This window comes from Saprospiraceae bacterium, assembly GCA_026129545.1.
Taxonomy (GTDB): domain Bacteria; phylum Bacteroidota; class Bacteroidia; order Chitinophagales; family Saprospiraceae; genus M3007.
This window is the reverse complement of the sequence record JAHCHX010000001.1, coordinates 1763469-1788274: the sequence shown is the minus strand read 5'-3', so window position 1 is coordinate 1788274 and position 24806 is coordinate 1763469. Positions and strand designations below refer to the sequence as shown.

20 protein-coding genes are annotated in these 24806 nt (G+C 51.9%); 13 read left to right on the top strand and 7 right to left on the bottom strand.

Annotated elements, in window-relative coordinates:
* Nucleotides 1–74: 74 nt before the first annotated feature.
* Nucleotides 75–830 (top strand): pirin family protein, encoded by a 756-nt coding sequence (locus KIS77_06840; GenBank protein MCW5922037.1) that lies wholly within the window; start codon nucleotides 75–77, stop codon nucleotides 828–830.
* A gap of 94 nt (nucleotides 831–924) precedes the next feature.
* Here KIS77_06840 and KIS77_06835 read toward each other — a convergent pair whose 3' ends face one another.
* Nucleotides 925–1527: a glutathione peroxidase gene (locus KIS77_06835; protein ID MCW5922036.1), complete on the bottom strand. Its 603-nt coding sequence runs from the start codon at nucleotides 1525–1527 to the stop codon at nucleotides 925–927.
* A gap of 106 nt (nucleotides 1528–1633) precedes the next feature.
* On the opposite strand from KIS77_06835, the gene KIS77_06830 reads away from it, so the two are divergent.
* Entirely contained in the window at nucleotides 1634–3208 is a 1575-nt protein-coding gene (locus tag KIS77_06830) for a DUF4139 domain-containing protein (protein ID MCW5922035.1), read from the top strand.
* Between the two features lie 145 nt (nucleotides 3209–3353).
* Here the strand turns inward: KIS77_06830 and KIS77_06825 are convergent, their stop codons facing one another.
* Genes KIS77_06825 through KIS77_06815 form a run of 3 tightly spaced genes read right to left on the bottom strand, consistent with a single transcriptional unit; the run spans nucleotide 3354 to nucleotide 5701 of the window.
* Nucleotides 3354–3785, bottom strand: a complete 432-nt coding sequence (locus KIS77_06825; GenBank protein ID MCW5922034.1) for a PIN domain-containing protein — start codon at nucleotides 3783–3785, stop codon at nucleotides 3354–3356.
* The gene (locus KIS77_06820) at nucleotides 3782–4063 is read right to left on the bottom strand and encodes a hypothetical protein (GenBank protein ID MCW5922033.1); all 282 of its coding nucleotides are present in this window, start codon (nucleotides 4061–4063) and stop codon (nucleotides 3782–3784) included. The genes KIS77_06825 and KIS77_06820 overlap by 4 nt, the downstream gene beginning before the upstream one ends.
* 54 nt (nucleotides 4064–4117) lie before the next feature.
* Entirely contained in the window at nucleotides 4118–5701 is a 1584-nt protein-coding gene (locus tag KIS77_06815) for a peptide chain release factor 3 (GenBank protein ID MCW5922032.1), read from the bottom strand.
* 195 nt (nucleotides 5702–5896) lie between these two features.
* Here KIS77_06815 and KIS77_06810 point away from each other — a divergent pair, with 195 nt between their 5' ends.
* The 6 genes from KIS77_06810 (at nucleotide 5897) to KIS77_06785 (ending at nucleotide 12089) form a co-directional block, all read left to right on the top strand.
* Nucleotides 5897–6688, top strand: a complete 792-nt coding sequence (locus tag KIS77_06810; protein ID MCW5922031.1) for a hypothetical protein — start codon at nucleotides 5897–5899, stop codon at nucleotides 6686–6688.
* The gene (locus KIS77_06805; protein MCW5922030.1) at nucleotides 6681–7604 is read left to right on the top strand and encodes a Dam family site-specific DNA-(adenine-N6)-methyltransferase; all 924 of its coding nucleotides are present in this window, start codon (nucleotides 6681–6683) and stop codon (nucleotides 7602–7604) included. The genes KIS77_06810 and KIS77_06805 overlap by 8 nt, the downstream gene beginning before the upstream one ends.
* A 60-nt stretch (nucleotides 7605–7664) precedes the next feature.
* Nucleotides 7665–7814 carry a hypothetical protein gene (locus KIS77_06800; GenBank protein ID MCW5922029.1) on the top strand — a complete coding sequence of 50 codons (150 nt, stop codon included), beginning with the start codon at nucleotides 7665–7667 and terminating at the stop codon, nucleotides 7812–7814.
* Nucleotides 7815–8006: 192 nt separating this feature from the next.
* Nucleotides 8007–9275: a hypothetical protein gene (locus KIS77_06795; GenBank protein ID MCW5922028.1), complete on the top strand. Its 1269-nt coding sequence runs from the start codon at nucleotides 8007–8009 to the stop codon at nucleotides 9273–9275.
* A 108-nt stretch (nucleotides 9276–9383) separates the two neighbouring features.
* Nucleotides 9384–10853 (top strand): acetyl-CoA carboxylase biotin carboxylase subunit, encoded by a 1470-nt coding sequence (locus KIS77_06790; protein ID MCW5922027.1) that lies wholly within the window; start codon nucleotides 9384–9386, stop codon nucleotides 10851–10853.
* 117 nt (nucleotides 10854–10970) lie between these two features.
* Nucleotides 10971–12089 (top strand): DUF4407 domain-containing protein, encoded by a 1119-nt coding sequence (locus tag KIS77_06785; GenBank protein MCW5922026.1) that lies wholly within the window; start codon nucleotides 10971–10973, stop codon nucleotides 12087–12089.
* A gap of 50 nt (nucleotides 12090–12139) precedes the next feature.
* Here the strand turns inward: KIS77_06785 and KIS77_06780 are convergent, their stop codons facing one another.
* Nucleotides 12140–12640, bottom strand: a complete 501-nt coding sequence (locus KIS77_06780) for a DUF1761 domain-containing protein (GenBank protein MCW5922025.1) — start codon at nucleotides 12638–12640, stop codon at nucleotides 12140–12142.
* A gap of 66 nt (nucleotides 12641–12706) precedes the next feature.
* Here KIS77_06780 and KIS77_06775 point away from each other — a divergent pair, with 66 nt between their 5' ends.
* Nucleotides 12707–14020, top strand: a complete 1314-nt coding sequence (locus KIS77_06775; protein ID MCW5922024.1) for an AAA family ATPase — start codon at nucleotides 12707–12709, stop codon at nucleotides 14018–14020.
* A 193-nt stretch (nucleotides 14021–14213) separates the two neighbouring features.
* On the top strand, nucleotides 14214–15572 hold the full coding sequence (locus KIS77_06770) for a pyridoxal-phosphate dependent enzyme (protein ID MCW5922023.1): 1359 nt from the start codon (nucleotides 14214–14216) through the stop codon (nucleotides 15570–15572).
* Between the two features lie 248 nt (nucleotides 15573–15820).
* On the opposite strand, the gene KIS77_06765 is transcribed toward KIS77_06770, so the two are convergent.
* Nucleotides 15821–19636, bottom strand: a complete 3816-nt coding sequence (locus KIS77_06765) for a TraB/GumN family protein (GenBank protein ID MCW5922022.1) — start codon at nucleotides 19634–19636, stop codon at nucleotides 15821–15823.
* Nucleotides 19637–19755: 119 nt separating this feature from the next.
* The gene (locus KIS77_06760; GenBank protein MCW5922021.1) at nucleotides 19756–21774 is read right to left on the bottom strand and encodes a S9 family peptidase; all 2019 of its coding nucleotides are present in this window, start codon (nucleotides 21772–21774) and stop codon (nucleotides 19756–19758) included.
* A 72-nt stretch (nucleotides 21775–21846) separates the two neighbouring features.
* On the opposite strand from KIS77_06760, the gene KIS77_06755 reads away from it, so the two are divergent.
* From KIS77_06755 to KIS77_06745, 3 genes are all read left to right on the top strand, one after another.
* A complete protein-coding gene (locus tag KIS77_06755; GenBank protein ID MCW5922020.1) occupies nucleotides 21847–22470 on the top strand; it encodes an aquaporin in 624 nt (207 codons plus the stop codon).
* A gap of 84 nt (nucleotides 22471–22554) precedes the next feature.
* Nucleotides 22555–22836: a hypothetical protein gene (locus KIS77_06750; protein ID MCW5922019.1), complete on the top strand. Its 282-nt coding sequence runs from the start codon at nucleotides 22555–22557 to the stop codon at nucleotides 22834–22836.
* Between the two features lie 258 nt (nucleotides 22837–23094).
* Nucleotides 23095–24708, top strand: a complete 1614-nt coding sequence (locus tag KIS77_06745; GenBank protein ID MCW5922018.1) for a CotH kinase family protein — start codon at nucleotides 23095–23097, stop codon at nucleotides 24706–24708.
* Nucleotides 24709–24806: the final 98 nt, after the last annotated feature.

The window sequence follows — 24806 nt, the reverse complement described above, 5'->3', positions numbered from 1 at the left end:
TTCGGAACAGAATTTTTTGAAAAACCAAACATTGATTTAAGTGTTTTAATCCTAAATTTTTAAACAACAAAGTCATGCCTGTCCGAATCATTCCGAAAGAACAACAAGGCTACGGCGCTTTCAATGGCGGCGAGATTGTTGAGAACAAACCCATTGGCTTCCCGCAAGACCATTCGAGTGTGCGGCCTTATTCCAACCTTTTTTATTGGGCGCACGCAAAAGCCGTGACCGACAGCACCATCGGGCTGCACCCGCACCAGGGTTTCGAAATCTGTTCCTTTGTCCTGAAAGGCGAAATCCGCCACTACGACACCAAACTGAAAGAATGGCGACCTTTGAAAGCAGGCGATGTGCAAATCATCCGAGCCGGTAACGGCATCAGTCATTCTGAATTTCTTGCCAAAGACGGCGAGATTTTCCAAATCTGGTTCGACCCAGATTTGAGCAAAACCCTCGAAAAACCCGCCACCTACGATGACTACAAATCTGCTGATTTTCCAGTGAAAACGGTGAACGACGCGACGGTAAAAACGCTCGTCGGCGCTGGCAGCCCGTTTCGCATGGACACGCCGGGCGTAGAGGTTCTTCAAATTGAAATGGAAAACGGCTCCTATTCACTGCCTGCCGAAAAAGGGAAAATCTACTCGGCCTACGTCATTGAAGGCGAGGCTTTGTTCAACGGTGAGGATGCCAAAGAGTCGGATTTTGTGCAAATCACGGATGCTTCGAACATCGAACTTCAGACCCTCTCAGGTGCCAAAGTCTTCATCATCGCTTCGCCCGAAAACCCCGGCTACCGGACGTATGGGCAGTTGAGGAGAGTAGGGTAATCAGGGGTCATTAGGGGTCATTGAGGGTCATTAAGGGTCATTTTTGCTATTTTTCAATGACCCCTAATGACCCTTAATGACCCCTAACACCCCTTCACATCCCCATGGCTTTCAGAAATTCCTCGCTACTGGGCTTTATTTTGGAAGCGAAAAAATGGGTGAGATTGCCCTGCTCATCGAGGACGTATTTGCAAAAGTTCCACGACGGCTCCTGGCTGTTCCAGCCGTTTTGCGCGGGGTCGGTCAGCCACTGATAGACGGGCGATTTGTCCGCGCCTTTCACTGCTACTTTTTCAAACATCGGGAACGTCACCCCATAGTTTTTTTGACAGAAACTTTTGATGTCCTCCGCCGAGCCGGGTTCCTGACCGCCAAAGTCGTTGCATGGGAAACCCAGCACCACGACTTGGTCTTTGCTTTCGGCATAAAATTTCTCCCAATCGGCGTACTGAGGCGTGTAGCCGCACTCGGAGGCTGTGTTCAGCACAATAATTTTTTTTCCGCGAAATTGCTCGAAGGAGACGGGCTGACCGTCCAACGAGTTGACGGTGAAACTGTAGAAAGAAGTTTTGGTAGAATCTGCAACGGTTGTTTGCATGGGACGGGCGAGGGTTTTGCTGCGAATGGAGTTGTAGGTGAAGGCGGCTGCGCCAAGAAGCAACAGCGCGGCTGCGAGTATCCAAAGCATTTTGCGCATGGCTTGAATTTTTTTTGCAGGACAAACAAGCGGCGTGGCGAAGTGTTCGCTCGGAAACACGATTCCCCCTTTTTGAACGTTTTTTCCCTCAAACAACCTTCCTTTTATGAAAAAACATCTTTGCACCCTCCTCTTGTTCAGCCTTGCCGTTGGCCTGAATGCACAAAATCTCCCCATCAAACACGTCACCATTTTCAAAAACGGAAAATCCCTGCTCTTTAAGTCAGGCAAAGTTCAGGCGAAGAATGGTCGCCACTCCATGGCTGAACTACCCGACGCCCTGTTCGGCACTTATTGGGTGGCTGGCGACGAGTTGTCGTCGGTGTTCACCGTGCAGGACTCGGTAAATATTTCCGACCCAATCGTCAACACAGGCGATATTCTTCGCAAAAACCTCGGCAAAAAAGCGGTTTTTTATGTCGCAGGAAGTCACGAGCGGGGCGATATGACCATCATAGGCGTTGGGGAGCGGTTGATGAGAGGGCAAAACGGGGCGGAATACCTCGTGGTGAAAACAGAGTCTGGCGCTTGGGCGACGATTCAAACGAACCAAATTCGGCGCTTCGATTTTTCCGATGCCCCAGATTTCAATATTTCGGCCAAGAAAGCCCAAAAACGCCTCGATTTGAATTTTAAAACCCAAAAGGCCGAGCAAGAAATCGGCCTCTCGTATCTGGTGAACAATCTCGGCTGGATGCCGGTGTATCGCCTCGAACTGCTCGACAAGACGAAAGGCCGCCTGTCGCTTCGCGCCGAAATCGCCAACGACGCGGAGGACTTGGGCGATGCCGAGCTCAGGCTGGCCGTTGGTATTCCGAATTTTACGTTCGCCAACAAAAAATCGCTCTTGTTCGACTTCGGCCCTGAGACAACGAGAGAAGATTTTGACCCTTACAGGGGAAACGCGATGTCAAGAATTTCCAGCCAATATTCTAATGCTTACCAAATCGCTTTTGACGCCGAGACCTATGAAGAGCGCGTCGTTCCGATGGAGGGTAGGCTTGACGGCTCGCAGGCGGAGGATTTTTATTTTTACTCCATCCGCCCCGGCAATTTCCCCAAAAACAGCCGCTATCAGTTCCCGATTTTTGAAACGGACGTTCAGCCGACGCATTTCTACGAGTGTAACCTGCCATCTTCCAACACGCAGCGCCCTTATTATTATCAGGAAAAAAGAAGCGGCCCGGAGGAGAAAATCCCCGTAACGCACTACGTCGAGTTCAAAAACATGACCAACTACCCGTGGACGACCGGCGCGGCCAATTTGCTCTCACAAAGCAAAGCGGGGCTGCAACCTCTGAGTCAGGATATGCTGCCATACACCGTGCCCGGCGCCACCTGCAAAGTGAAAATCGCGCAAACCCCCGAAATAAAAATCACCCACGGCGAAGGCGACGTGGACCGCGTGGAGAACGCTAAAAAGTTTTTCAGCACGACCTATGACAAGGTGAAAATAGAGGCGCAAGTGCTTGTCGTGAACTACAAAACCGAGCCGGTGACGCTCAAAATCTGCCGCAGCATCGAAGGCACGCCATTGAAATCCGAGCAAAAATGGACGCTCAAACAAGAGCAGGCGACGCTTCGGGTGAATCCTTCGTACAACCTCGAATGGGTCGTCGAACTCAAACCCGGCGAGGAGCGCAAATGGACATATTCCTACGAGGTGTTCGTGAATATGTGATTGAGTTTTTGACAGGATTTACATGATTCACAGGAAAAACGACTTGTAAAAATCATGTAAATCCTGTCAAACAAACCTACCCCTCGCTCGTAAACGAAAACCTGATTTTGGGAAAATTTTCTTGCGTCGTTTGCCAAGACTCTGTTCACACTTTTCCAACATTCAGAAACACGCCGTTCAAATGGTCGAAATCAAAATCGGTAGTGAGTAATTGGGCGTCAAGTATGGAAGCGGTGGCAGCAATCCACAAGTCGTTTTTGCCCATGTTGCGAGCTGTGAGACTGAGTGGTTGGGTGGGCAATTTGTTCTGACTGAAAGCGTCTATTTCGGCATAGCGGTCGAGAATGTCTTCTGCGTCAATCGGGTTGAGAATATCCAACAGGGTCTCTAACTGTCGCAGTCTTTTTGCGCCCCACTTGGCTTGAATGGCCATAGACTTTAATTCGCCGAGCGAAACCACGCAAATCCAAATTTCATTGGCAGGATTGAAAGGGTCGAACATCTGCTCGACGCGGTACATCACTTCCGATTCGCGCAGATAGTGGACGACGATGTTGGTGTCGAATTGGTAAATCATTTGGTCAGCATGGCAAGCAGTTCTTCAACGGGTTCTTGGACATTCATTTCTCGTATGAGGTGCATGAAGGCTTCTTTGTCATGTCCTTTGAATCCACGTTGCCGTTTTATGGCTTCGGGGTCGGTCTTTTTCGGCATGGGTCTGCGATATTTTCGGATGCGTTCCTGTCGCGCCTTGATTTTGCGAAGCGTCTCTTCCAATTGAGCAAATTCCTGCTCGTCGCTGATTTGCGACACCTCTTGGATAAGTTCTTGTTTGCGTTCGGCCAAGTTGTGCATAAGCACCTCCTTTTTTAAATCTTTGTGCAAATATAGGGCATCTTGTCGAGCCTTTCACCCTTCACTCGTAAACGAAAACCTGATTTTCGGAAAGTTCTCCTGCGCCGTTTGCAGAATCCACGGGGTTTCGGCAAGGAAAACCAACTGCCCCTCGCTGTCTTTGGCGATGTCGCGTTTGCGGCGCTCGAGGAATTCTTCGAGCGCCTTCGGGTCGGTCGCGCTCACCCAGCAGGCTTTGTGCAGATTCACGGGTTCGTAGCGGCATTTCGCGCCGTACTCGCTTTCGAGGCGGTGCTGGATGACCTCGAATTGCAGTTGACCCACCGTGCCGATGATGCGCCGACCGTCGCTCTGGCGAGTGAACATTTGCGCCACGCCCTCGTCCATGAGTTGGTCGAGACCTTTGGCAAATTGCTTCTGTTTCATCGGGTCGGCGTTCTCGACATAGCGGAACTGTTCGGGCGAAAAAGAGGGAATCCCTTTGAAATGCAGCATTTCGCCCTCCGTCAGCGTGTCGCCGATTTTGAAATTGCCCGAATCGTAGAGACCCACCACGTCGCCGGGGTAGGCCTCTTCCAGCAAAGTCTTTTTCGAGGCCATGAACATCGTAGGGTTGGGAAATTTCATGTCGCGCCCCAGCCGGATGTGGCGGTAGTTTTTGTTTCGTTCAAACTTGCCGGAGCAGATGCGCAGGAAAGCGATGCGGTCGCGGTGGCGTGGGTCCATGTTGGCAAAAATCTTGAACACGAAGCCGCTCATTTTCGGCTCTTCCGGCTCCACGAGGCGTTCTTCGGCCTCGCGCGGGAGTGGGGTAGGGGCGATTTCGACGAAACAATCCAAAAGTTCTTTCACGCCAAAATTATTCACCGCCGAGCCGAAAAACACGGGGCAAATCGCGCCCGATTGGTAGTCCTTGATTTTGAAAGGCGGATAGACGGTTTCGATGACTTCCACGTCGTGGCGCAGTTCGCGGGCGGCGCTTTCGCCGATGTGTTTTTCCAAATCGGGGTTTGCGAGGTCTTCAAACACAATGATTTCCTCGTCCTCCTGCTTGCCGTGCGGGTTGAACAGCACGAGTTTCCGCTCGTACAAATTATACACGCCTTTGAACCTTTGCCCCATGCCAATCGGCCACGAAAGAGGACGCACTTTCACATCTAATTTTTGCTCGATTTCGTCCAGCAAGTCGAACGCATCTTTGCCCTCGCGGTCCATTTTATTGACAAAGAAGATGAGCGGCGTGTCGCGCATCCGGCAGACTTTGGTAAGTTTTTCGGTCTGCTTTTCCACGCCGTTCGCCACGTCCACCACCACGATGGCCGAGTCAACGGCAGTCAAAGTCCGGTAAGTGTCTTCAGCAAAATCCTCGTGGCCCGGCGTGTCCAAGATGTTGATTTGCAAGTCTCTGTACTCGAAACCCATGACCGAGGTACTCACGGAAATACCGCGTTGCCGCTCGATTTCCATAAAGTCCGACACGGTGCTTTTTTTGATTTTGTTGCTTTTCACCGCGCCGGCGGTCTGGATGGCGCCGCCAAACAGGAGCAGTTTTTCGGTCAAAGTCGTTTTGCCCGCGTCGGGGTGGGCGACGATGGCGAAGGTGCGGCGGCGATGGAGTTCTGAAAGGAAATTGGACATGAACGAAATGGTCAATAAGGGTCATTAAGGTCATTCGGAGTCATTATTTTGAAATCAATTTTTGAAAAAAGACTTCAATGACTTCTTCGAATGACTGATAATGACCTTTTCAAAAACGGGCGCAAAAGTAGGCAGAAGCCGGAAGTTTCATTTGATACCACGAACTATTCTGAGAGAACTTTACTTTTGCCTCCAATGAAAGATAAATTCAAGGAATCGTTGGAAACCTGCTTTACAGAGTTCTTCTCTCTTGTCTCGACAGATACTGGCGAGTGGACAGTCAAAGGTTTCATTGACCTTTACAAAAACATTTACACGATTTCGATTGACACGAAGGTTGTTTCCAAGATTATCGAGTTGATGATTTTCCCTGTGATTGTCAAGTTTGCTAAGGAAAATGACTACGAACTTGTTCTTTCTGCGCATCAAAATCATTACCCCGATTTGACCTTCATTCATGGAAAAAACCGAGAAAAAATCGCCGTTGACCTGAAAAGCACTTACCGGGTCAACAGCGAAAAAGTGAACGGAATGACTTTGGGGGCTTTCACAGGCTACTTTCGCAATCGGAATTCGAGCAAAAACATCTCGTTCCCGTACAATGATTATTCGAAGCATTACATTCTGGGGGTGCTATATTCTGCTTCGGAAAACGAAATTGATGAGCGCATACACTATTCGATTGATGACTTGCCAAACATTGCCTCCGTCGTGAGGGACTTTGACTTTTTCATTCAGGAAAAATGGAAAATTGCCATAGACCGCCCCGGTAGCGGCAATACCAAAAACATCGGCTCCACAACCAGCATCAAAGAGTTGAAAAACGGCACAGCGCTTTTCACAAAAATAAAAAACGGCCAGCAGGTCTTTGATGATTACTGGATGAACTACCTAACGACTGACATGGCAAAAGCCATTGGGCTGGAAAAACCGCATTACAACAACCTCAAATCGTACTTGACTTATAAAGGAATCAACCATGAGTAAACTGCCCCGTCATATCGAAAAAGTAGGAGTTCCGCCGGTGAAGTGCCAAGGCATCAAGACAAAATTGGTCAACTTCATCGCGGAAAATATTGAGTGGGACGGAATGGGCAAATGGATTGAGCCGTTTCTCGGTTCGGGCGTGGTGTTGTTCAACATTCAACCCGAACGCGCATTGGTTTCTGACACCAACAAACACATAATCAATCTGTACCAGCAGATTCAAAGCGGTCAAGTTGACGAAGTTTTGGTAAAAGAATATTTGAAAGAAGCAGATGAAAAATTGAAAAACGGCGGGCAAGACTACTACATGGAAGTTCGGAAAAGATTCAATCAAACAGGCTCACCGTTGGATTTTTTGTTCCTCAATCGCAGTTGCTTCAACGGCATGATGCGCTTCAATTCAAAGGGTGAATACAACGTCCCTTTCGGCCACAAACCCGAACGTTTCGCCCAAGCCTACATCACAAAAATAGTCCACCAAATCTCTTGGGTCAAAAAGATGATGAAAGGCCGGGATTGGACATTTGAAGTTGCTGATTGGCGAATGACCCTTTTAAAAGCCAGAGCAAATGACTTCGTTTATCTCGACCCTCCCTACATCGGGCGACATACCGACTATTTCAACCAATGGACAGAAAAAGATGCCGTCGAACTGGCAGAACTGGCGCAAAAACTGCCTTGCGGATTTGCCCTTTCCATGTGGCTCGAAAACAAATACCGCAGAAACGACCACATTGACAACTTTTGGAACGGCCTCGAAATCAGAACTTTCAACCATTTTTACCACCTCGGCTCATCCGAAGATTTGAGAAATGAAATGCAAGAGGCCTTAGTTTTGCCGGCCGCTCATTTGCGCAATAATGACCAGCTGCTAAAGCGGAAAACGACGATGGTTCAATTTCAACTGTTCGAGTAAACGGTTCTAAATGGGTATAAAGGGGTGACCGTTCTAAACTCCCTGTAACTTCGCCCCAACATGAACTTCCTCTCCATCGGCCACACTTGTCACGACCGCCTCGACGCTCGGAATATTTTGGGCGGCACGGCCTCCTATTCCAGTTTGGTAGCCCAAAAACAGTTAGGCTTGAAAACCAGCATCCTCACGAGCGTCGGCAATGCATTCTGATGTTTCAAATTGAGACCGAAAATTAGGTATTGGCTCATAGACGGGGTGACAATTGAGTTTGTCTTCAAATGGAATAAAAAATTATCTGTCTCGAACGAATGTCAATTCAAACCAACGCAATGACAGGCTGACTTTTGTCTCAGTTTTTAAACAAGACCCAGCAAACATTGCTGAACAAAATTGGTAAACACTATGAAAAGGACATTTTTGTTTTTCGTCATTGCATCCATCATACTGTCTTCCTGCGCCGACGACGGACGCCGATTGCTGCTGAAAGCTGTTTTCCCTGAGGTCGAAATCACCTGCGACACCACAGGCAAAATCTCCCCTGCGGGTTTTTCGGCACTTGAACCCGGCTGGATGCTGTCGTCTGTGCGCTTAACCAATGGTTCCTGCGCACTCTTCACCACCCCCGATGGGGTAGCGTGGTATGATGTGCAGACTGGCACCACGTTGGGACGGGCAAACTCCACCAATGCCCGGAGGGTTTTTTCCAGCGCCACCCGATTGTATTCAAACGGCGATTTGGCCTGTGCCGCCTCAAGCGCCGCTGTCGTTGCCATGAACACGAGCACAGGCCGCTTGGCTTGGGAACTCAATTTGCCCGATTGCACCCTCGACGGCAAATCTCTCACGGGAATAGGTTCAAGTTTTTTTGTGGCAGGCAAAATCATGGATGCCAACGGCAGACATTTTGAGACGCTTTATAAAGGCTCGCTTGCCTCGTCGGCGGATTTCGGCGAATACATCACCCCAAAATATAGCCGTCAAGTGTATACGCATTGGTGCGGTTATGGAAGAGTGGCCAAGTTGGCCACATGGGCGGATTCCGACAACAAAGAATACCTGATTGTGATTTTCATGGAGCCAACAGACGAATACAAGACGTTGACTTTCATGGGGCTTTACGACATCGCCCATCAGAAGTGGGTGTACGAACGCAAGCAACTCAATGCGCAGCCCTCCCATTATTCCGTCAATGATGTGGCGGTGGCGAATAGTGGCCTTTCCTACATCCTTTTGCTTGATGAAATTTTGGCGTTGGATATACTAACAGGGACGATTAAGGCATCCGCCAAACTGCCTGTTGGTGAGTATGGAGCCTTTGTGCATGGCGAAAAGGTCTGGGCAAATCAACAACTGATGCTGGTAAAAACGAGTGGGCAAGACATTGTTGCCTACGATATGGCCACGCTTTCTCGACGGTACAGATTGCGACAGGCCGCAAGTCCATACACTCACACGGATTTCCAACTTGGCCTGCTCGTTACTTCAAAATACAATGAATGCACCGTATTCGATATTCACACCGGGCAGTTGCGAATGTTGGTTTCGCCCCCTTGCGAAGGCAACCAGCCTGCTCGTTTGAACGATGCCGCTGTTTGCTGGAAGAACGCATCGGGGGACACTCAACTCGCCCTGACGAGTGATTCTAATATCTACAGGTACCAACTTCCTTAGCGGTACTTTGAACAAGTCGTTGCATCGGTGGCGGTGGGGATATGGCAATTCTTTTCCGAGAACTCCTACTTTTGCCGCGAGTTGGCCCAATTTCAACTGTTCGACTAAATGCAAAAAATTCTTGTCGCCAATCGGGGCGAAATCGCCCTTCGCATCATGCGCACCGCCCGCCGCATGGGCATCCGCACGGTCGCCGTGTATTCGGAAGCCGACCGCAATGCGCCACACGTCCGCTTCGCCGACGAGGCCGTGTTGCTCGGCCCCGCGCCCTCAGCCCAGAGTTATTTGCGAGCGGAAAAAATCATTGAAGCAGCCAAAAAACTCGGCGTGGACGGCATTCACCCCGGCTATGGTTTTTTGAGCGAAAATGCCGCCTTCGCCCAAATGGTGACGGATGCAAGCATCACTTTCATCGGGCCACGCCCCTCCAGCATAGAGATGATGGGCAGCAAACTTGCCGCCAAGGAAGCCGCCAAAAAATTCAACGTGCCGATGGTGCCGGGCATAGAGGAAGCCATCACCGATGTGGAAATGGCAAAGGAAATCGGACGGCGCGTCGGCTACCCGATTTTAATCAAGGCCTCCGCGGGTGGGGGCGGCAAAGGAATGCGAATCGTGGAACGCGAGCAGGATTTGAAAGAGCAGATGGAACGCGCCATTTCCGAAGCAGTCTCCGCCTTTGGCGACGGCTCGGTTTTCATCGAAAAATACGTCACTGGGCCGCGTCACGTCGAAGTGCAAGTCATGGGCGACACGCATGGCAACATCGTCTATCTCTTTGAACGCGAGTGCAGTATCCAACGTCGCCACCAAAAAGTCGTGGAAGAAGCGCCCTCTGCCATCCTGACCCCAGTGTTGCGCAAGGCAATGGGCGAGGCCGCTGTTCGGGTGGCTCAGGCCTGCGATTATGTGGGGGCTGGCACGGTTGAGTTTCTCGTGGATGCCGAGCGCAATTTCTATTTTTTGGAAATGAACACCCGTCTCCAAGTGGAGCATCCCGTGACGGAGATGATTACGGGTCTCGATTTGGTGGAATGGCAAATCCGTGTGGCGCGTGGCGAGAAACTACCTTTCTCGCAGGATGATTTGCGCATCAATGGTCACGCGCTCGAGCTGCGCGTCTATGCCGAAGACCCCCTCAACAATTTCCTTCCGTCAGTCGGCACACTTGTCAAATACCGCATCCCGACTGGCCCCGACATCCGGGTGGACGGGGGCTACGAGGAAGGCATGGAGGTGCCGATTTATTACGACCCGATGCTTGCCAAACTGGTGGCGCATGGGGCCACCCGCGACGAGGCAATTCAGAAAATGAAAGAAGCCATAGCCGCTTACGAGGTGGAAGGCGTGGCCACCACTTTGCCTTTCGGCCAGTTTGTGCTCGACCACCCCGCATTCGTTTCCGCCGACTTCGACACGCATTTCGTGCAGCAGTATTTTTCGCCGGAAAAGCTTATTGAAAGCCAACAAGGCGCAGCAGAGGCAGCAGCCCTTATAGCGTTGAGGCTGCATTTGGAACACAAGCGGCAATTGAAGGTAGTGGAGCCGACAGAGAGCAGGTGGCGGGAGCGGGTGTGACGTGTCGTTTTTGGCCAAAGCAGGTATTTTGTCTCGCCAAGTACCTTTTTTATCGAAAATACTTTTTCCCTCGCAGCGTTTACGAGTTGCTTTGAACAACTTGTCATCGCTCTTGCTATGAAAACACTACAAGACTTTTTCCTTTTTTGCTCCGGTGTGGAGGTCTCCGTTTTGGAAAAATGCCCCACCGACCGCAACAAGTATGCTGGCATCGGCGCCACCGTTTTTTTCACGGGGGTGCTCGCGTTTTTCTCCTCCGGCTATGCGCTTTTCACCGTTTTCGATTCATATCCATTGTCCATTGCGTTTGGGTTGGTGTGGGGGCTGATGATTTTCAACCTCGACCGCTACATCGTGATGAGCATGAAAAGCAATGGCCAATGGTGGCGCGACCTGTTTGTGGCTTTTCCGCGTCTCGTGTTGGCTATCCTGTTGGCCATCGTGATTTCAAAACCGCTTGAACTGAAAATTTTTGAAAAAGAAATCCGCGCGGAGATGGTGCAGATGGAGCAAGAGGTTTTTAAACAACAAGAAGACCGCGTGCAGGAACGCTACCGTGCTCAGATAGAAGATTTGCGCACCCAAATCGCCGCGCTCAAAGGAGAAATCGCGGCAAAGTCCGCCGCCCGCGATTCGCTTGCTCAAGCAGCCGTGCAGGAAGCCGATGGCACAGGTGGCTCGCGCCAGCGCAATCTTGGCCCCATCTACCGCGCCAAAAAGGCCGAGGCGGAGCAGGCACAGGCAGAACTTGCCTACACCCTCACCGAAAATCAGCCACTTATCCGCGAGAAAGAACTGGCAGTACAGGCGTTGGAAGCAGCTGCGCAGCGCGATGTCGCCACACTTGACCGCTCCAAATACGATGGTCTTGCGGCTCGAATTGATGCGCTGTCGAGGTTGTCGGCAAAAAGCCTCGCCATCTTTTACGCCAGCATCTTCATCACCCTCTTGTTCGTCGCCGTTGAGACCGCCCCCATCGTGGTCAAGCTCATCTCTTACCGCAGCCCCTACGATTTTGTGTTGCATCAACAGGAGCACGTCTTTCAAATGGCCAACCTCGAACAAACAACCTTGCTGAGCAATCAAGTGAAAAACAAACTCAAGTTCGATACCGAGACGGGGATACATCGCGTGCAAGCCAACATCGCTGCCGAGAAGGCAGCAATTGACCAAAAACTGAAGGAAACTTTGGAAGGACTAAAAAATCGAGGGCTTGAATGGGAAGGGCAACCCTAAACTCGACCCCCCGTCCGCTGCGCTTGGCCGGGCAAGCCCTCAAACAACCCTCACGCCCAAGCGCACACCATCCCGCCCATGATGGCAAAGCAGACCATCCAAAAGCCTACATTCACAGCGATGTAGGCAAAGCTCCTTCGTTCGTGGAGCGCGATGGTGCCGCTCACGGGCAAGGCTAAAAAAATGCCCGCAATTAGCCCATGAAACGCGCCGTGGCGGAAAGTGCGAAAGTTGTGGCCGTATTTGTCCATGAATCCACTCGCAAATTGGGCTATTTCCGACTGTGGGTCCCGAAACCCCGGCTCATCCGCCAAGATGGAATAAAAACCAAGTTGGTGGATGGTGAGAGGCATCAAGGCGCTGGCCGCGAGCAGCCCAAACAAGTAAGTCAGCCCAAGCAACTTCACCATGTTGGCGCCCCGGGCGGGAGCCTCAGTCATGCTAGCGGCAGCCATCCATGTTCTTCCAAAAACTTTTGGGTGAAACCACGCGAAGCCTACCACAAGGGGTACCAATGCAGCGATAAAAAGGACATGCCAATTGAATTGCATAGAGAATTAGATTTTTGAATAGGGCGCAATATAAGAACCCCATCGGCAATTCGCATCTTTGCCCCCATGCTTGACCAATCGCCATTGCTCCTCAACGACGATTTTCGCTACGCGCTCGACGTGTTGGAAAAAACGGACAACTCTTTGTTCGTCACAGGCAAGGCAGGCACGGGCAAAAGCACCTTGCTCCAACTTTTTCGCAACACCACTAAAAAAAACTGTGCCGTGCTCGCCCCGACGGGCGTGGCGGCGCTCAATGTGCAGGGGCAGACTATTCATTCGTTTTTTGGATTCCCGCCCCGTATCGTCACGCCCAAAGAAGCAGGGCAAAAAGTCACGCGCAAGGACAAATTGCGAATCTACAACAACCTCGAAGTGCTCATCGTGGACGAAATCTCGATGGTACGGGCCGATATGCTTGACGGAATGGACAAATTCCTGCGTGTCAACCGCGAAAATTTCCGCCCATTCGGCGGTGTGCAAGTAGTTTTTTTCGGCGACCTGTTCCAACTGCCTCCGGTGGTGACGCGCGACCCCATAGAGGCAGCCTATTTTCGGGACTACTACGACTCTCCTTATTTTTTTTCGGCAAAAATTTTCAATGAACCTGATTTCCAATTAGAAACACTCGAACTGCGCAAAGTCTATCGCCAAGAGTCACGGCATTTTCTGCGGTTGCTTGAAGCAGTGCGCGTCAACGAAATTGACCGCGACGACTTGGAAGACCTCAACGAGCGACATCTGCCGAATTTCAAGGACACGGACGGATACATCACGCTCTGCTCGCGCAACAACACGGCTGATGCCATCAACCGCCGCGAACTCAGCCTCCTTCAGACCCCCGAATTTGAATTTCTGGCGGATGTGAGAGGCCATTTCGACCCGATGCTTTATCCCACCGAAGCAGTTCTCCGGCTGAAAAAAGGCGCACAGGTCATGTTTGTGCGCAACGACGTGGAAGAACGACAGTTCGTCAATGGCACCATCGGCAAAATCACCGAGTTGGACAAAGAAACCATCGTGGTGCAGACAGAGGAGCAAGGTGGCAAAAAGCGAAAAATAGAAGTGCCAAAATCCGAATGGGAAATCATTCGATACAAAAGTGGGGCTGCGGGTGGCATCGAGACCGAGAGCATCGGCTCGTTCATCCAATACCCGATAAAATTGGCTTGGGCCATCACTATTCACAAAAGCCAAGGAAAGACCTTCGACCGGGTGCTGATTGACCTCGGCGGCGGCGCTTTCGAGCACGGACAGCTCTATGTGGCCCTCAGCCGTTGTCGCACCTTGGAAGGCATCGTGCTACGGCAACGCATTAGGCCACAAGATGTGATTACGGATGAACGAGTGGTGTCGTTTTATGGAGAGCGGTTCGGGTAGGCGTTTGGAAGGGTGCAATCTCTTCCCGCGAACGATGCCCACAACGCTGTTCAAAAAACAACGCTCTGATTCTCAATGAACAAACTCATAAATGGCACAATTTTTTGAGCCGCCTCAAACCCCGTCCGCCCCGCTTGGCCGGGCAATCCCTCAAACCCTCGAACCCTCAGACCATCCAAACTACTTTACAAACATGAACTACCGTAACAACATCCTCGAAACCATCGGCGACACGCCGCTTGTGAAACTCAACCGAATCGCTGCCGACATCCCGGCCCTCGTGTTGGCGAAGGTCGAAACCTTCAACCCCGGCCACAGCATCAAAGACCGAATGGCCGTCAAGATGATTGACGATGCCGAAAAACGCGGCGACCTCAAGCCCGGCGGCACCATCATCGAATGCACGTCGGGCAACACTGGCATGGGCCTCGCGCTCGTGGGCTGTGTGCGTGGCTATCGCTGCATTTTCACCACGACCGACAAGCAGAGCAAAGAAAAAGTGGATATGCTCAAAGCCCTCGGCGCGGAGGTCATCGTGTGCCCCACCAATGTAGAGCCGGAAGACCCGCGCTCCTACTACTCGGTGGCTCGGCGCTTGAGTCAGGAGATTCCCAACTCCTTCTGGTGCAATCAGTACGACAACCTCTCCAATCGCCAGGCACATTACGAAAGCACCGGGCCTGAGATTTGGGAACAAACCGACGGCAAAGTCACCCATTTGGTGGTGGGTGTCGGCACGGGCGGTACGGTGAGTGGTGTGGCGAAGTATTTGAAAGAGAAAAATCCGAACATTCAAATTTGGGGTGCCGACACTTATGGCTCAGTGTTCAAAAAATACCACGAGACGGGCGTGTTCGACCCGAAGGAAATTTACCCCTATATCACGGAAGGCATCGGCGAGGACATCCTGCCCGCCAACGTGGATTTCAGCCTGATTTCAACCTTTGAAAAAGTGAGCGACAAGGACGCGGCTTTGTGGGCGCGGCGGCTGGCGCGTGAAGAAGGTTTGCTGCTCGGCTATTCGGCGGGCAGCGCGATGGGGGCGTTGTGGCAACTGCGCAATCAGTTGAAAAAAGACGATGTCGTCGTCGTTATTTTTCACGACCACGGCAGCCGCTATGTGGGCAAAATCTACAACGACGACTGGATGCGCGAGCGTGGCTTTTTGGAAGATGAATTGAAAATCAGCGACTTGATTGCCCGCAAAAAAGACCGCCACTTCTTCGCCGTGCAGGTGAACGACACGGTGCGCAATGCTTTCAACTTGATGAAATCGCACGACATCAGCCAGATGCCGGTGCAGGATGGCGAGCAAATCGTCGGCTCCATCACCGAGACGCAGGTGTTGCATTTCCTCTTGGAAAACCCGATGCAAAATTCGGAAAAAACGGTGGGCGACATCATGGGCAAAGCGTTTCCCGTCGTGCGCGATGATTTGCCTATCAGCCAACTCAACCGATACATCAGCAAATCCATTCCGGCGGTCATCGCCACCGACCGCTCCGGTGGGCTGCATGTGCTCACACAGTATGACGTGATTCAGAGTTTGTGAATCCTCCTCGTGTTTTGAAGTTTGCCACAAAGTCACGAAGGCGCAAAGATGCTTCACTCAACTTCCATGCGTCTTTGCGACTTTGTGGCAAACCCAACAATTTATCTACATTTCGCGCAGCCAATTTTTGGGCATGGCCAAAAGTGCAATCTGTTCAAAACCAAGGGCATCAATCATGCTCGTCTGACCAATCCTAGCGAATTGCGGTATAAAAAGGCAAGCAGCACAAACCTCGACCGTCGCCGCCTTCAATACCCGCTATCATAGTAGTACCGCCCATCTGAGCTGGTGCTGATGTATCGCTCGCGGTTGGCAAACCGCATCTCGCCGATTTTCTTGCTTATATATTCCTCTTTTTCCTTGCCGTAGAGGTCGAGCATGAATTGTACGGAGGGGCCTCTATTATTGTAGTTGTAGCCATCGTAGTAGTAGGCAGGCTCGGTGTAATCCGAGTATTCACCTTCCTCATAAATGACTTCCTCCTCGCCGTCGCTCGTTTCCTGCTCTTTGAGCAAGTAGCCAAAATCTCTTGGGATGACCACGCTGGCCAACCCCCATTCTTTATCGCCTTCGCGTTTTACGTCGAAGAAATAAAGCGTGGCTGGCTTGTTGTTTTGAACTGTTCGGTGTCCGCTGATGAACTGCACGGAATCCACCCCCCGTTGTTGGCCTTTGCCCACGATGTAAGAGCGGGCCAATGCGGTCGTGTCTTTGAACCACGCGGCGTACCCACGCACTTTTTTCATTTTGACCAGTTTTTCAAAAAGCAAATAGCGGGTTTGGTCGTCCTCGCTGAATGGCTTGAGTTTTTCGGGCGCGACGGGCATGTTGTTTTGCAGATAAAAACCGTAGGCCAGCAGCTGGGTGGGCTTGTTGCCAAAGCGCACGGCGCGTTCCACAATGGCCTGTACCTCCTTGTCCTTTTGGTAGAAAGGGCCCAGAAGGTTGAAATTGCGCTCGATGGTGGCTTCCACGGTAGATGAGCCGTAGGCGTAGTACTCGTAGCGACTGTAGTCGTTGCTACCTTTTTTCGAGGAGCGTTTTTCTTCTTCCTGCACCTGCAATTGAGAAAGGTGCCAAGCCGTTTCGCGCAAAAGAGTGCCTTTGAGGTGGGCGTAAGTTTTAGGCTTCACCAATCCTTTTTTCACTGCGGCGTTCAACAAATCCAGCACTTGTTCGCGGTTGGTTTCTATGTCGGCAAATTTCAACAAATCAGGGAACAGCTGGGCTGTGAGCGCCAAGGTGTCGCGCAGGTTGTGAAACACCTGTGTCCGGCTGTTGCGCATATACACCGGATGTTCGAGCCACAGGTCGAGCAGCGTCCTGAACGCTTCTTTGGTTTTCAAGTTGGAGAGCGACTGCAACACGGTTGCCTGATACCGCACTGAGTCGGGGTTTTTGCGATAAAAATCGCGTAGCCATGTTATCGCGGCGGGCGATTTGGTGCGCCCGATGGCGTCCAGAAGTTTGTAACGGTCGCTGAATTTCAGGGAGTCAAAGGCCGGATGTTCCACTGTGGCTTTGAGAGTCGAGAAATCGGTGGCTTTGTAGCGAGAGGGCCAGAACTTGCGCATTTCCGATAAAGCGGCGTTGCGGGTGAGGGTGTCGGGGGAATAAATGTTGTTCAAAAACGCGGTGCTGTAGCCTTCCCCAAATCGCACAGGGCCTTCTATCGTATCGGTGGGGGTGAAAGAGGAAAACACCGATTGCACGAACTCGCTTTCGGGCGCTTGCAAGTTCACGGTGGCCAACAGGGTATATTGACGTTTGCCAGCCACCACTACTTTTGCGCGAATGCCGCGTGTGCTGTTGGTGTCTTCCAGCAGAAAATGACCTAAGAGCATGGAGTCTCGCGTTTCCCATCGGCTTTCTTTAATTGTCATCTTTTGTTCGCGGGAGAATCTTTTTTGGATTTCCATCTCAAAAGAGTCTCGCGTGGGTGGGGCCATGTTAGCCCTGAACTCGAAAGAGCGCACCGACACTTCTTCGCCCGTGAGGGGCGATTTGAAAATGCGTGTGCCATTCTTGGACCATTCATAGGGGTCGTCGGGTTCTTCGCCGTAGTAGCCACGGCTGCGTTTGCGGTAGCCTTCCTCGAAGATTTTTTTCAAATTGTCCAGATAGGCTTGGCGGTTGCGTTCTGGCACGGGTAGTGCTTTCACCTCGAAGCTGAGCGTGGTGTCTTTCGTCTCTTTCCAGCCTTCGGGATATTTTGTGGTTTCTATGGAAAACGACTCAAAAAATGCTGTGGGCGTGTTGCCGGTTTTGTTGCGGCTGCCGAGCAAGTAATAGTGAGGGCCGTCTATCACCAAGCGGGCAAAGTAAAAGCTGCTATCCCGGTCGGAGCGGAATGTCACATCCTGCGTGGGGTAGGGCGATTCGGAGACGAGCGTCATTCGCGGAGGTGTCTTCGTGAATTGCTCTGCTATTTTTTCTCCAATTATGTTGAGTTCGAAGGAGTCCTCTTCGATAAAACTCCAATCGTGATATTCGGTGCGGTACAGAAAATACCATGCGCTATCCGAAGGGGTCTGGGTGGCGGCGAAGTGTTGGGCTGCTTTCTTGTCTTCGGTCGTGTTGAGCAGCAGGGTAGCGGGAAACGTGACCCGATAGCCGCCATGTGTGGGGCGCAGCGTGGTGGGCTGGTTTTTCACCGACAAAAGTTTTTCGGAGAACCGGATGTTGTTCAAAAAACGGTCGGCTTCCGGGCCAAAGGCGTAGTCGCCATTGCCGCCTGTGGTGAACATAACTACCTCGAAGGGGGTCACGAAAATTTTGTATCGCTGCACGTCGCCCCGACGGGTGCGAGTGGTGATTTCATGTCCTGGGAAAGGAGTTTCGATGCGTTTGCGCTCTTGAATTTTCCCGGGTATTTTTTCGTAAATAAGGCTATCAAGACGCTCTGCAATGTAGGCTTGGCTTTGCCCTGTCCACCAACCGTTGGTGCTCATGCGATAGACGGCATAGAAAACCCCGTTGTTCATGTCGGCACTGAGGTGTTGGGTAAAGCCTTGATAGTTGGCTGTGGGGTAAAATTTGCCGGGCGCGTCTGTTGACCAGAGCGAATCGTGCGCCCATTGGGTGGAGAGTTGCGCGGGGAAGCGAATTTTGTCAATTTGTTCCTTGTCCTTTTTGTCGGGAGTGGCGGTGAAACGCACAGGACGCACGGTGTATCCTTTGTTTCGGAGCAGGATGATGACGCCCATTTCGCCCGGCAGGTGCGCTGCGCCTACGGCGGAAAAGAGCGAGGTGCCAGATTGCAAAATAGAATCTATCCGATTGGCCATCACGATGTTGCGCTCGTCGAGCATCCAGCGTTGAAAATTTTTCCCCGGGCTGCTTATTTTGTTCAGCGAATCGAGCAGGCTGAGGTCTTGGTTGCGGTAGGCTTCTTCCATTTTGGATGCGTCAAAGTAGGCTCGATAAGGGCGGTTGTTGCGTTTTTCCTCCTCGTCGTCTGGGATTTGGGCACGCATCGCCGCTTCGTAGCTGCCCTCGATGGTTTCAAGCCCAATGACCTTTTTGCCTAGTTTGCGGCCGGCCTGAAATATGAAAAGGTCGAGGTAGGTGTCTTCCTCGTATTCCTGCCGGTAAGAGTTGGAGCGATAGAGGAATTCATTGGTCATCATGGGTTTCGACGACAAGATGGCACCCAGCAAATCGGTCTCGGGCGCTGCAAATTTGAACGACTCGTTGTAGAGGTTTTGGTAGTTGCGGCGGCCACCGAAGATGCCTTGGAAAAAAACCGTTTCGTCGTCGCTGCTATTGATGTCCTCCGTGAATTGTTGCCATTCGTCGTGGTCGGTCTCCAAGGCGACCATGTCCACGTCGCGCAGGGCGATGAAAAAAGAGTCGCTGAGGTTGAACACCAGTTTCTCGGAGACGTGCATGGTGCCGTAGAGATAGCCCGGCTTGGCAGCGCCGTTGCCTGAAATTTGCCACAGCAGGCCCGTCATTTTTTCGGTGTTGTTTTGGGCGGAAAGCGCGGGCGCGACAGAGCACAGCGCAAACAAAAGGGCAGAGCGGAACATCATTTGAAACGAGGAAATCAAGTAGGTGAACATTTTTTGGTGGGTCTGGCTTGGGTGTAAAGATGCGGGGCTGGCGAGTTGTGACGCAATCGGCGTTAAGAAAATTTTAGGGCAGAAAACGGCAGATATTGCAATTTGTTATGCGGTTTTTTTCACTCTTTCAAATACTTGTCGAGCCAATCAAAAAAGGTGCGCTGCCACAAAATACTGTTTTGCGCTTTTTGCATCCAATGCCCTTCGTCGGGGAAATACAGCAAGCGAGAGGGGATGCCGCGCAGTTGCGCAGCGGTGAACGCTTGCATGCCCTGCGTCACTGGAATGCGAAAATCCAGTTCGTTGTGAATGACTAGAATAGGGGTGTCCCAATTTTGCACATAGAGGTGCGGGCTGAACTGTGTGTAGCTTTTAGGCTTGGGGGCTTTCCAATACGGGCCTTCGAGGTCGTTGTTGACAAACCAGATTTCCTCCGTCTCGCCGTAAAAACTCTCCAGGTTGAATATGCCGCAGTGCGCGATGAAGGTTTTGAATCGCTTTTGGTGGTTGCCGGCCAGCCAAAACACCGAATAGCCGCCAAAACTGGCTCCTGCCGCGCCTAAGCGGTTGCCGTCAATGTATGGCTCCTTGGCGGCATAGTCAGCCGCGGCGAGCAAATCCTGCATGGCCCCGCCGCCCCAGTCGCCCGAAATCGCGTCGTTCCAAGCCGAGCCGGAGCCGGGCATCCCGCGTCGGCAGGGTGCCACCACGACGTATCCGTTGGCGGCCATGAGCTGCATGTTCCAACGGTACGAAAAAAACTGGCTGAGCGGGGATTGGGGGCCGCCTTGGCAATAGAGCAACGCCGGATACCGTCTCGAAGGGTCGAAATCAGGAGGCAATATGAACCACACGTTCATGTCTTTGCCATCTGCGGTTTTCACGCTGCGGTGCTCCACCTTTCCTTTCGAGATGTTTTTCCAAGGGTCGTCGGTGACGGTGGTCAGCCGCCGCGCCGCGCCGGATTTTGCACTCACCGCAAAAATCTCCGCAGGGTCGGCCATGGAGACCCTTGTGCCGAGCAGCTCGCTGCCAGCCACTTTGAGCGATTGGTAGTCGTGTTGGCCATCGGTGATGCGGCGTATCTTCTTGTCGGACAGGTTTATCTGATAGTATTGGTAGGTGAAGTTTTCGGCGCTCATAAAATAGAGCGATTTGCTGTCGGCGGCCCATTGGGGGTGGTTGGCCTCAAAATCCCAGCCATCGGTCAGCTCTTGGCGCTGTTGGGTGCGGGTGTCGAGCACGAACAATCGGGTTCGGTCGGATTCGTTGCCAGCGCGAGCCATACTGGTCCACGCGAGGTAGCGCCCGTCGGGCGAAAACACAGGCTCAAGGTCGTAGCCGGGCAAATCGGCGGTGAAGTTGAGCGTTTGCCCAGTGGCCAATTCGTAGGCATACAGGTCGGAATTGGTGCTTTGGGCTTCTGCGGTGCCGTGAAGCTTGCGGCAGGTATAAACGATGAAGCGGCTGTCGGGACTCCAAGTGATTTGCTCCATGCCTCCCATCGGCTTGAGGGGGCTATCGAAGCGCTCGTTCATGATGTTGAGCGGCCGCGAGGTCAGTTTGCCATCGGCATAGTTGGCGTAGAAGATATTGCTGTACTTGTAGTCGTGCCAGCTTTTCCAATGGCGGAAAAACAGCCCATCAATGACGCGCCCGGAGGTATTGGGCAAGTCCGGGTTGTTTTCTGCGGCAGTGTTGTCCAGTTTTACCTCTTGGGCGAAAAGCACATATTGGCCGTTGGGCGAATAGTGAAAACCACTGATTTCCAAATCGCTAACTTGCTGAACGGCAGAGCCTTCCGGCGACACCTCGCACATCTTGCCATCGCGGAGGAAGCCTATGCGCTTGCCGTCGGGGCGAAATTCGGCACTGTTGGCCGTCTCGTCGGGGCTGGTGAGCGCCCGTGTGTCGCCAGTTTGAATGTTCAAAATGTAGAGGGTGCGCGTGCTTTTGTTCTTGGGCACGTCGTAACGTTGCACGCCGTAAACAGCGAATTTGCCATCGGGAGAAACACAGTCAAGCGTGACGCGGCCAATTTTCCAGAGTAGTTCGGGGGTGAGGCGCTGATTTTGAGCGATGGTTGCTGAAGCTATGAGCATAAGGGTGGAAACAAAAACAAGCGAAATGCGAATCATGGTTTTGAAATACTTTTGAGCGAAAAGTTTGCGGCAAATTCGCGTTTTTCAACAAATTCAAGCGAAAGACTTATGAAAAAGTACCTTGTGGAAGCCATCGGCACCCTTTTTCTCGTGCTGACGGTAGTGATGACCTCCAATAATGACACGTCTCAAATGGCACCGTTGGCGATTGGTTTGGTGCTTGTGGGGATGGTGTATGCTGGTTGGCATGTTTCCAGAGCTCACTTCAATCCTGCGGTCACGATAGCGGTGCTAGTGCGCGGGCACATTGACCGCACCGATGCGCTATATTATATTGTGGCGCAGATGACGGGGGCGGTGTTGGCTTCATTGTTTGCGGTGTTTCTACTTAATTGCAGCGAAGCAGCCACCGTCAGCGCGCACGTGAACAAGAACGGGTTGTGTTCTTTTGTGAGCGAGTTTTTGGGCGCCTTCGCATGGGCATACGTTGCGTTGAGCGTGTCGTACGCACGAACGAATCACTCGCACTATGGGGTCGCCATTGGCCTTGCCCTTGCCGGCATGATATGGGCGTTTGGTGGTATTTCGGGCGGTGTTTTTAGCCCAGCGACTGCCTTTGGTGCCTCCATCGCGGGCATGTTCGATTGGGGCGACTTTTGGCTTTATCTGCTCGCCACGCCGCTCGGTGCCGCGGCGGCGGCCTCTGCGTTTCAACTGACACAAGAGCATTGACCACATTGGCCTTTCGCGGTTTTTCTCATTTTTGCCGCTCAAACCCTCCTCCATCTTTCACCTTGTTTATTATTGGCTCGTCTCATGCGCATCATTGGTTACATTGAGCATCCTCACCTGAAAATCACCGTGTTCAGAATGGACGAGCGCGTGAGCGTCAAGTTTGAGAACGCTTTGTATGAATTGACTTTCAAACTGGGGCAGGACGAACGCCTCGCCACGCTGGAAAACGTGCGACAATGGGTGGATGCCGCATTTGTCGAACAGGTGCTCGACCATTTTCAGCAGATGCACAAAACCCGCATGGGCGCGATGGCGCGCGCTTTCCCGCTCGAAGAGCACGACGTTTTTGAGGAAATAATCTGACAATCCCGATGTCTCGGCGCGGGTTGTGCTAATTTTTGGAGAAGGTCATTGCGCTCAAAGCCCCACAGCCCGGCTATTTCATCGTAAGGATGAACCGTCTCTACTCCTCAATCTCTTAAAAATTTTCAAACCCCGTTCGCTGCGCTTGGCCGGGCAAGCCCTCAAACTCCTCAAACCTTTCAATTAACTTATATTTCCGTATCATTGCCCCCACATTTAAAGACATCAATTTCAAAACCCGTCAGCAGTCAGTTTAACATGAAAAAAACGCTTTTTGCCTTGCTCGCAATTTTGCCCTTAGCCGCGTCGGCGCAAAGTGGCAAGTCGGTCAGGCCGCTTTTCGACAAAAAATCAATTGGTGAAATTCGACTCACGTTGCCAGCTACCAATTGGGTGGACGCGCTCGACTCCATGCGTATCTACGGAATGGGTATGCTAGGTGGGTCGGCTACCGTGGATGGGGTGAAGTATGACGGCGTGGGTGTGCGCTTTCGCGGCGACAAGTCGTATCAAATGGGGCTTAAAAGAAACCCATACACCATCAGACTCAACCACGCCGACCCAGAGCAAAACCATCAGGGCTACACCTCGCTCAAACTTTCCTCCTCTTTGCGCGACCCTAGCATGGTGCGCGAGATTTTGTTTTATGAAATCGCGGCCAAGTATATGCCTGCCTCGCAGGCTTGCTACACCAAACTGTATGTGAACGACGAGTATGTCGGCATATTCGTCAACGTGGAGAATCCCGAGAAGCAGATGCTGCAAACCCACTTTGGCTCCAGCGGCAATGCTTTTTTCAAAGCCGGGGTTGACTACAAACCCGAGGTGCCAGCCACCTGCAAACAAAATATCTTCGGCTCGCTCGAATACGAGGAAGACCTCGAATGTTACAAAGGCAACTTTGAGATGAACTCCTCCAGCGGCTGGTCGGAACTGCAAGAACTCACGCGCATCCTGAACAAGGAACCGAGCAAAATCGAGCGAATCCTCGACGTGGACCGCACCCTTTGGATGCTCGCGCTCAACAACGTGATGGTCAATCTCAGCAGCTACTCTGGCAGCCAAAGCATCAACTACTATCTCTACCGCGACCAACACGGACGCTTTCAACCGCTTCACTGGGACCTGAACCTGTCTTTCGGCAGCTTCAAAAACACCGGGAAGGGCAGCGACCTCGACCTCAAAGGGCTGCAAAACCTCGACCCGCTGCTCCATGCCGACAACCCGTACAAACCGCTGATTCGCCAACTGCTTGCCGACCCGCTCTACAAGAAAATCTACTTGGCGCACATCCGTCAAATCGTGGACGAAAACTTCGCCAACGGCGCCTACGAGAAACGCGCTCAGGAATTGCAGGGCATGATAGTGGTGCCTTTCAACGACGACAAGAACAAACTGTACAGCCTTGATGATTTTCAGCGCAGCCTTCGTGAGACGATAGGCAAAAAAAGCCGGATACCGGGCATCTCGGAATTGATGGCGCGCCGCGCACGCTACCTCAAATCGCACCCCGAACTCACCCCTTTGCCTTCGGCTATCAGCCAAGTGAACGTGGTGGGGCGCGGCAAGTTTGAGAATCAGCGCGTCAATTCGTTCCACATCACTGCCCGTGCCGACCGTTTCCCGCAGCGGGTGTCGGTGTACTATCGCTTCTCGGACAACGACCCATACTCTATGGTGCCCATGAGCGAGGAGGCGGCGGGCAATTTGCCTTCCGGCACCAAAGCATATTTCGCCACCATCGAGGCCAAAGACCCAGACGCGAAATTGACCTACTACATTCTTTCCGAAAATGCCGGTACGGTCGCTTTTGCCCCGCTCGACTATGTGAACCACCCATACACCGTGAAACTCGCCGATTTGAACAAATAAAGTTGCCGAATCTTTCGGATGACCCATGTTCACAATAAAAACCACCGGGCGGATGTTTTGCCGCCCGGTGGTTTGTTGTTTTTTTGCGCAAACTTGTT

Bases quoted from the DNA above. Each gene is read 5' to 3' on its own strand.
- KIS77_06840 (MCW5922037.1), top strand. From the start codon at position 75: ATGCCTGTCCGAATCATTCCGAAAGAACAACAAGGCTACGGCGCTTTC.
- KIS77_06835 (MCW5922036.1), bottom strand. From the start codon at position 1,527: ATGCGCAAAATGCTTTGGATACTCGCAGCCGCGCTGTTGCTTCTTGGC.
- KIS77_06830 (MCW5922035.1), top strand. From the start codon at position 1,634: ATGAAAAAACATCTTTGCACCCTCCTCTTGTTCAGCCTTGCCGTTGGC.
- KIS77_06825 (MCW5922034.1), bottom strand. From the start codon at position 3,785: ATGATTTACCAATTCGACACCAACATCGTCGTCCACTATCTGCGCGAA.
- KIS77_06820 (MCW5922033.1), bottom strand. From the start codon at position 4,063: ATGCACAACTTGGCCGAACGCAAACAAGAACTTATCCAAGAGGTGTCG.
- KIS77_06815 (MCW5922032.1), bottom strand. From the start codon at position 5,701: ATGTCCAATTTCCTTTCAGAACTCCATCGCCGCCGCACCTTCGCCATC.
- KIS77_06810 (MCW5922031.1), top strand. From the start codon at position 5,897: ATGAAAGATAAATTCAAGGAATCGTTGGAAACCTGCTTTACAGAGTTC.
- KIS77_06805 (MCW5922030.1), top strand. From the start codon at position 6,681: ATGAGTAAACTGCCCCGTCATATCGAAAAAGTAGGAGTTCCGCCGGTG.
- KIS77_06800 (MCW5922029.1), top strand. From the start codon at position 7,665: ATGAACTTCCTCTCCATCGGCCACACTTGTCACGACCGCCTCGACGCT.
- KIS77_06795 (MCW5922028.1), top strand. From the start codon at position 8,007: ATGAAAAGGACATTTTTGTTTTTCGTCATTGCATCCATCATACTGTCT.
- KIS77_06790 (MCW5922027.1), top strand. From the start codon at position 9,384: ATGCAAAAAATTCTTGTCGCCAATCGGGGCGAAATCGCCCTTCGCATC.
- KIS77_06785 (MCW5922026.1), top strand. From the start codon at position 10,971: ATGAAAACACTACAAGACTTTTTCCTTTTTTGCTCCGGTGTGGAGGTC.
- KIS77_06780 (MCW5922025.1), bottom strand. From the start codon at position 12,640: ATGCAATTCAATTGGCATGTCCTTTTTATCGCTGCATTGGTACCCCTT.
- KIS77_06775 (MCW5922024.1), top strand. From the start codon at position 12,707: ATGCTTGACCAATCGCCATTGCTCCTCAACGACGATTTTCGCTACGCG.
- KIS77_06770 (MCW5922023.1), top strand. From the start codon at position 14,214: ATGAACTACCGTAACAACATCCTCGAAACCATCGGCGACACGCCGCTT.
- KIS77_06765 (MCW5922022.1), bottom strand. From the start codon at position 19,636: ATGTTCACCTACTTGATTTCCTCGTTTCAAATGATGTTCCGCTCTGCC.
- KIS77_06760 (MCW5922021.1), bottom strand. From the start codon at position 21,774: ATGATTCGCATTTCGCTTGTTTTTGTTTCCACCCTTATGCTCATAGCT.
- KIS77_06755 (MCW5922020.1), top strand. From the start codon at position 21,847: ATGAAAAAGTACCTTGTGGAAGCCATCGGCACCCTTTTTCTCGTGCTG.
- KIS77_06750 (MCW5922019.1), top strand. From the start codon at position 22,555: ATGCGCATCATTGGTTACATTGAGCATCCTCACCTGAAAATCACCGTG.
- KIS77_06745 (MCW5922018.1), top strand. From the start codon at position 23,095: ATGAAAAAAACGCTTTTTGCCTTGCTCGCAATTTTGCCCTTAGCCGCG.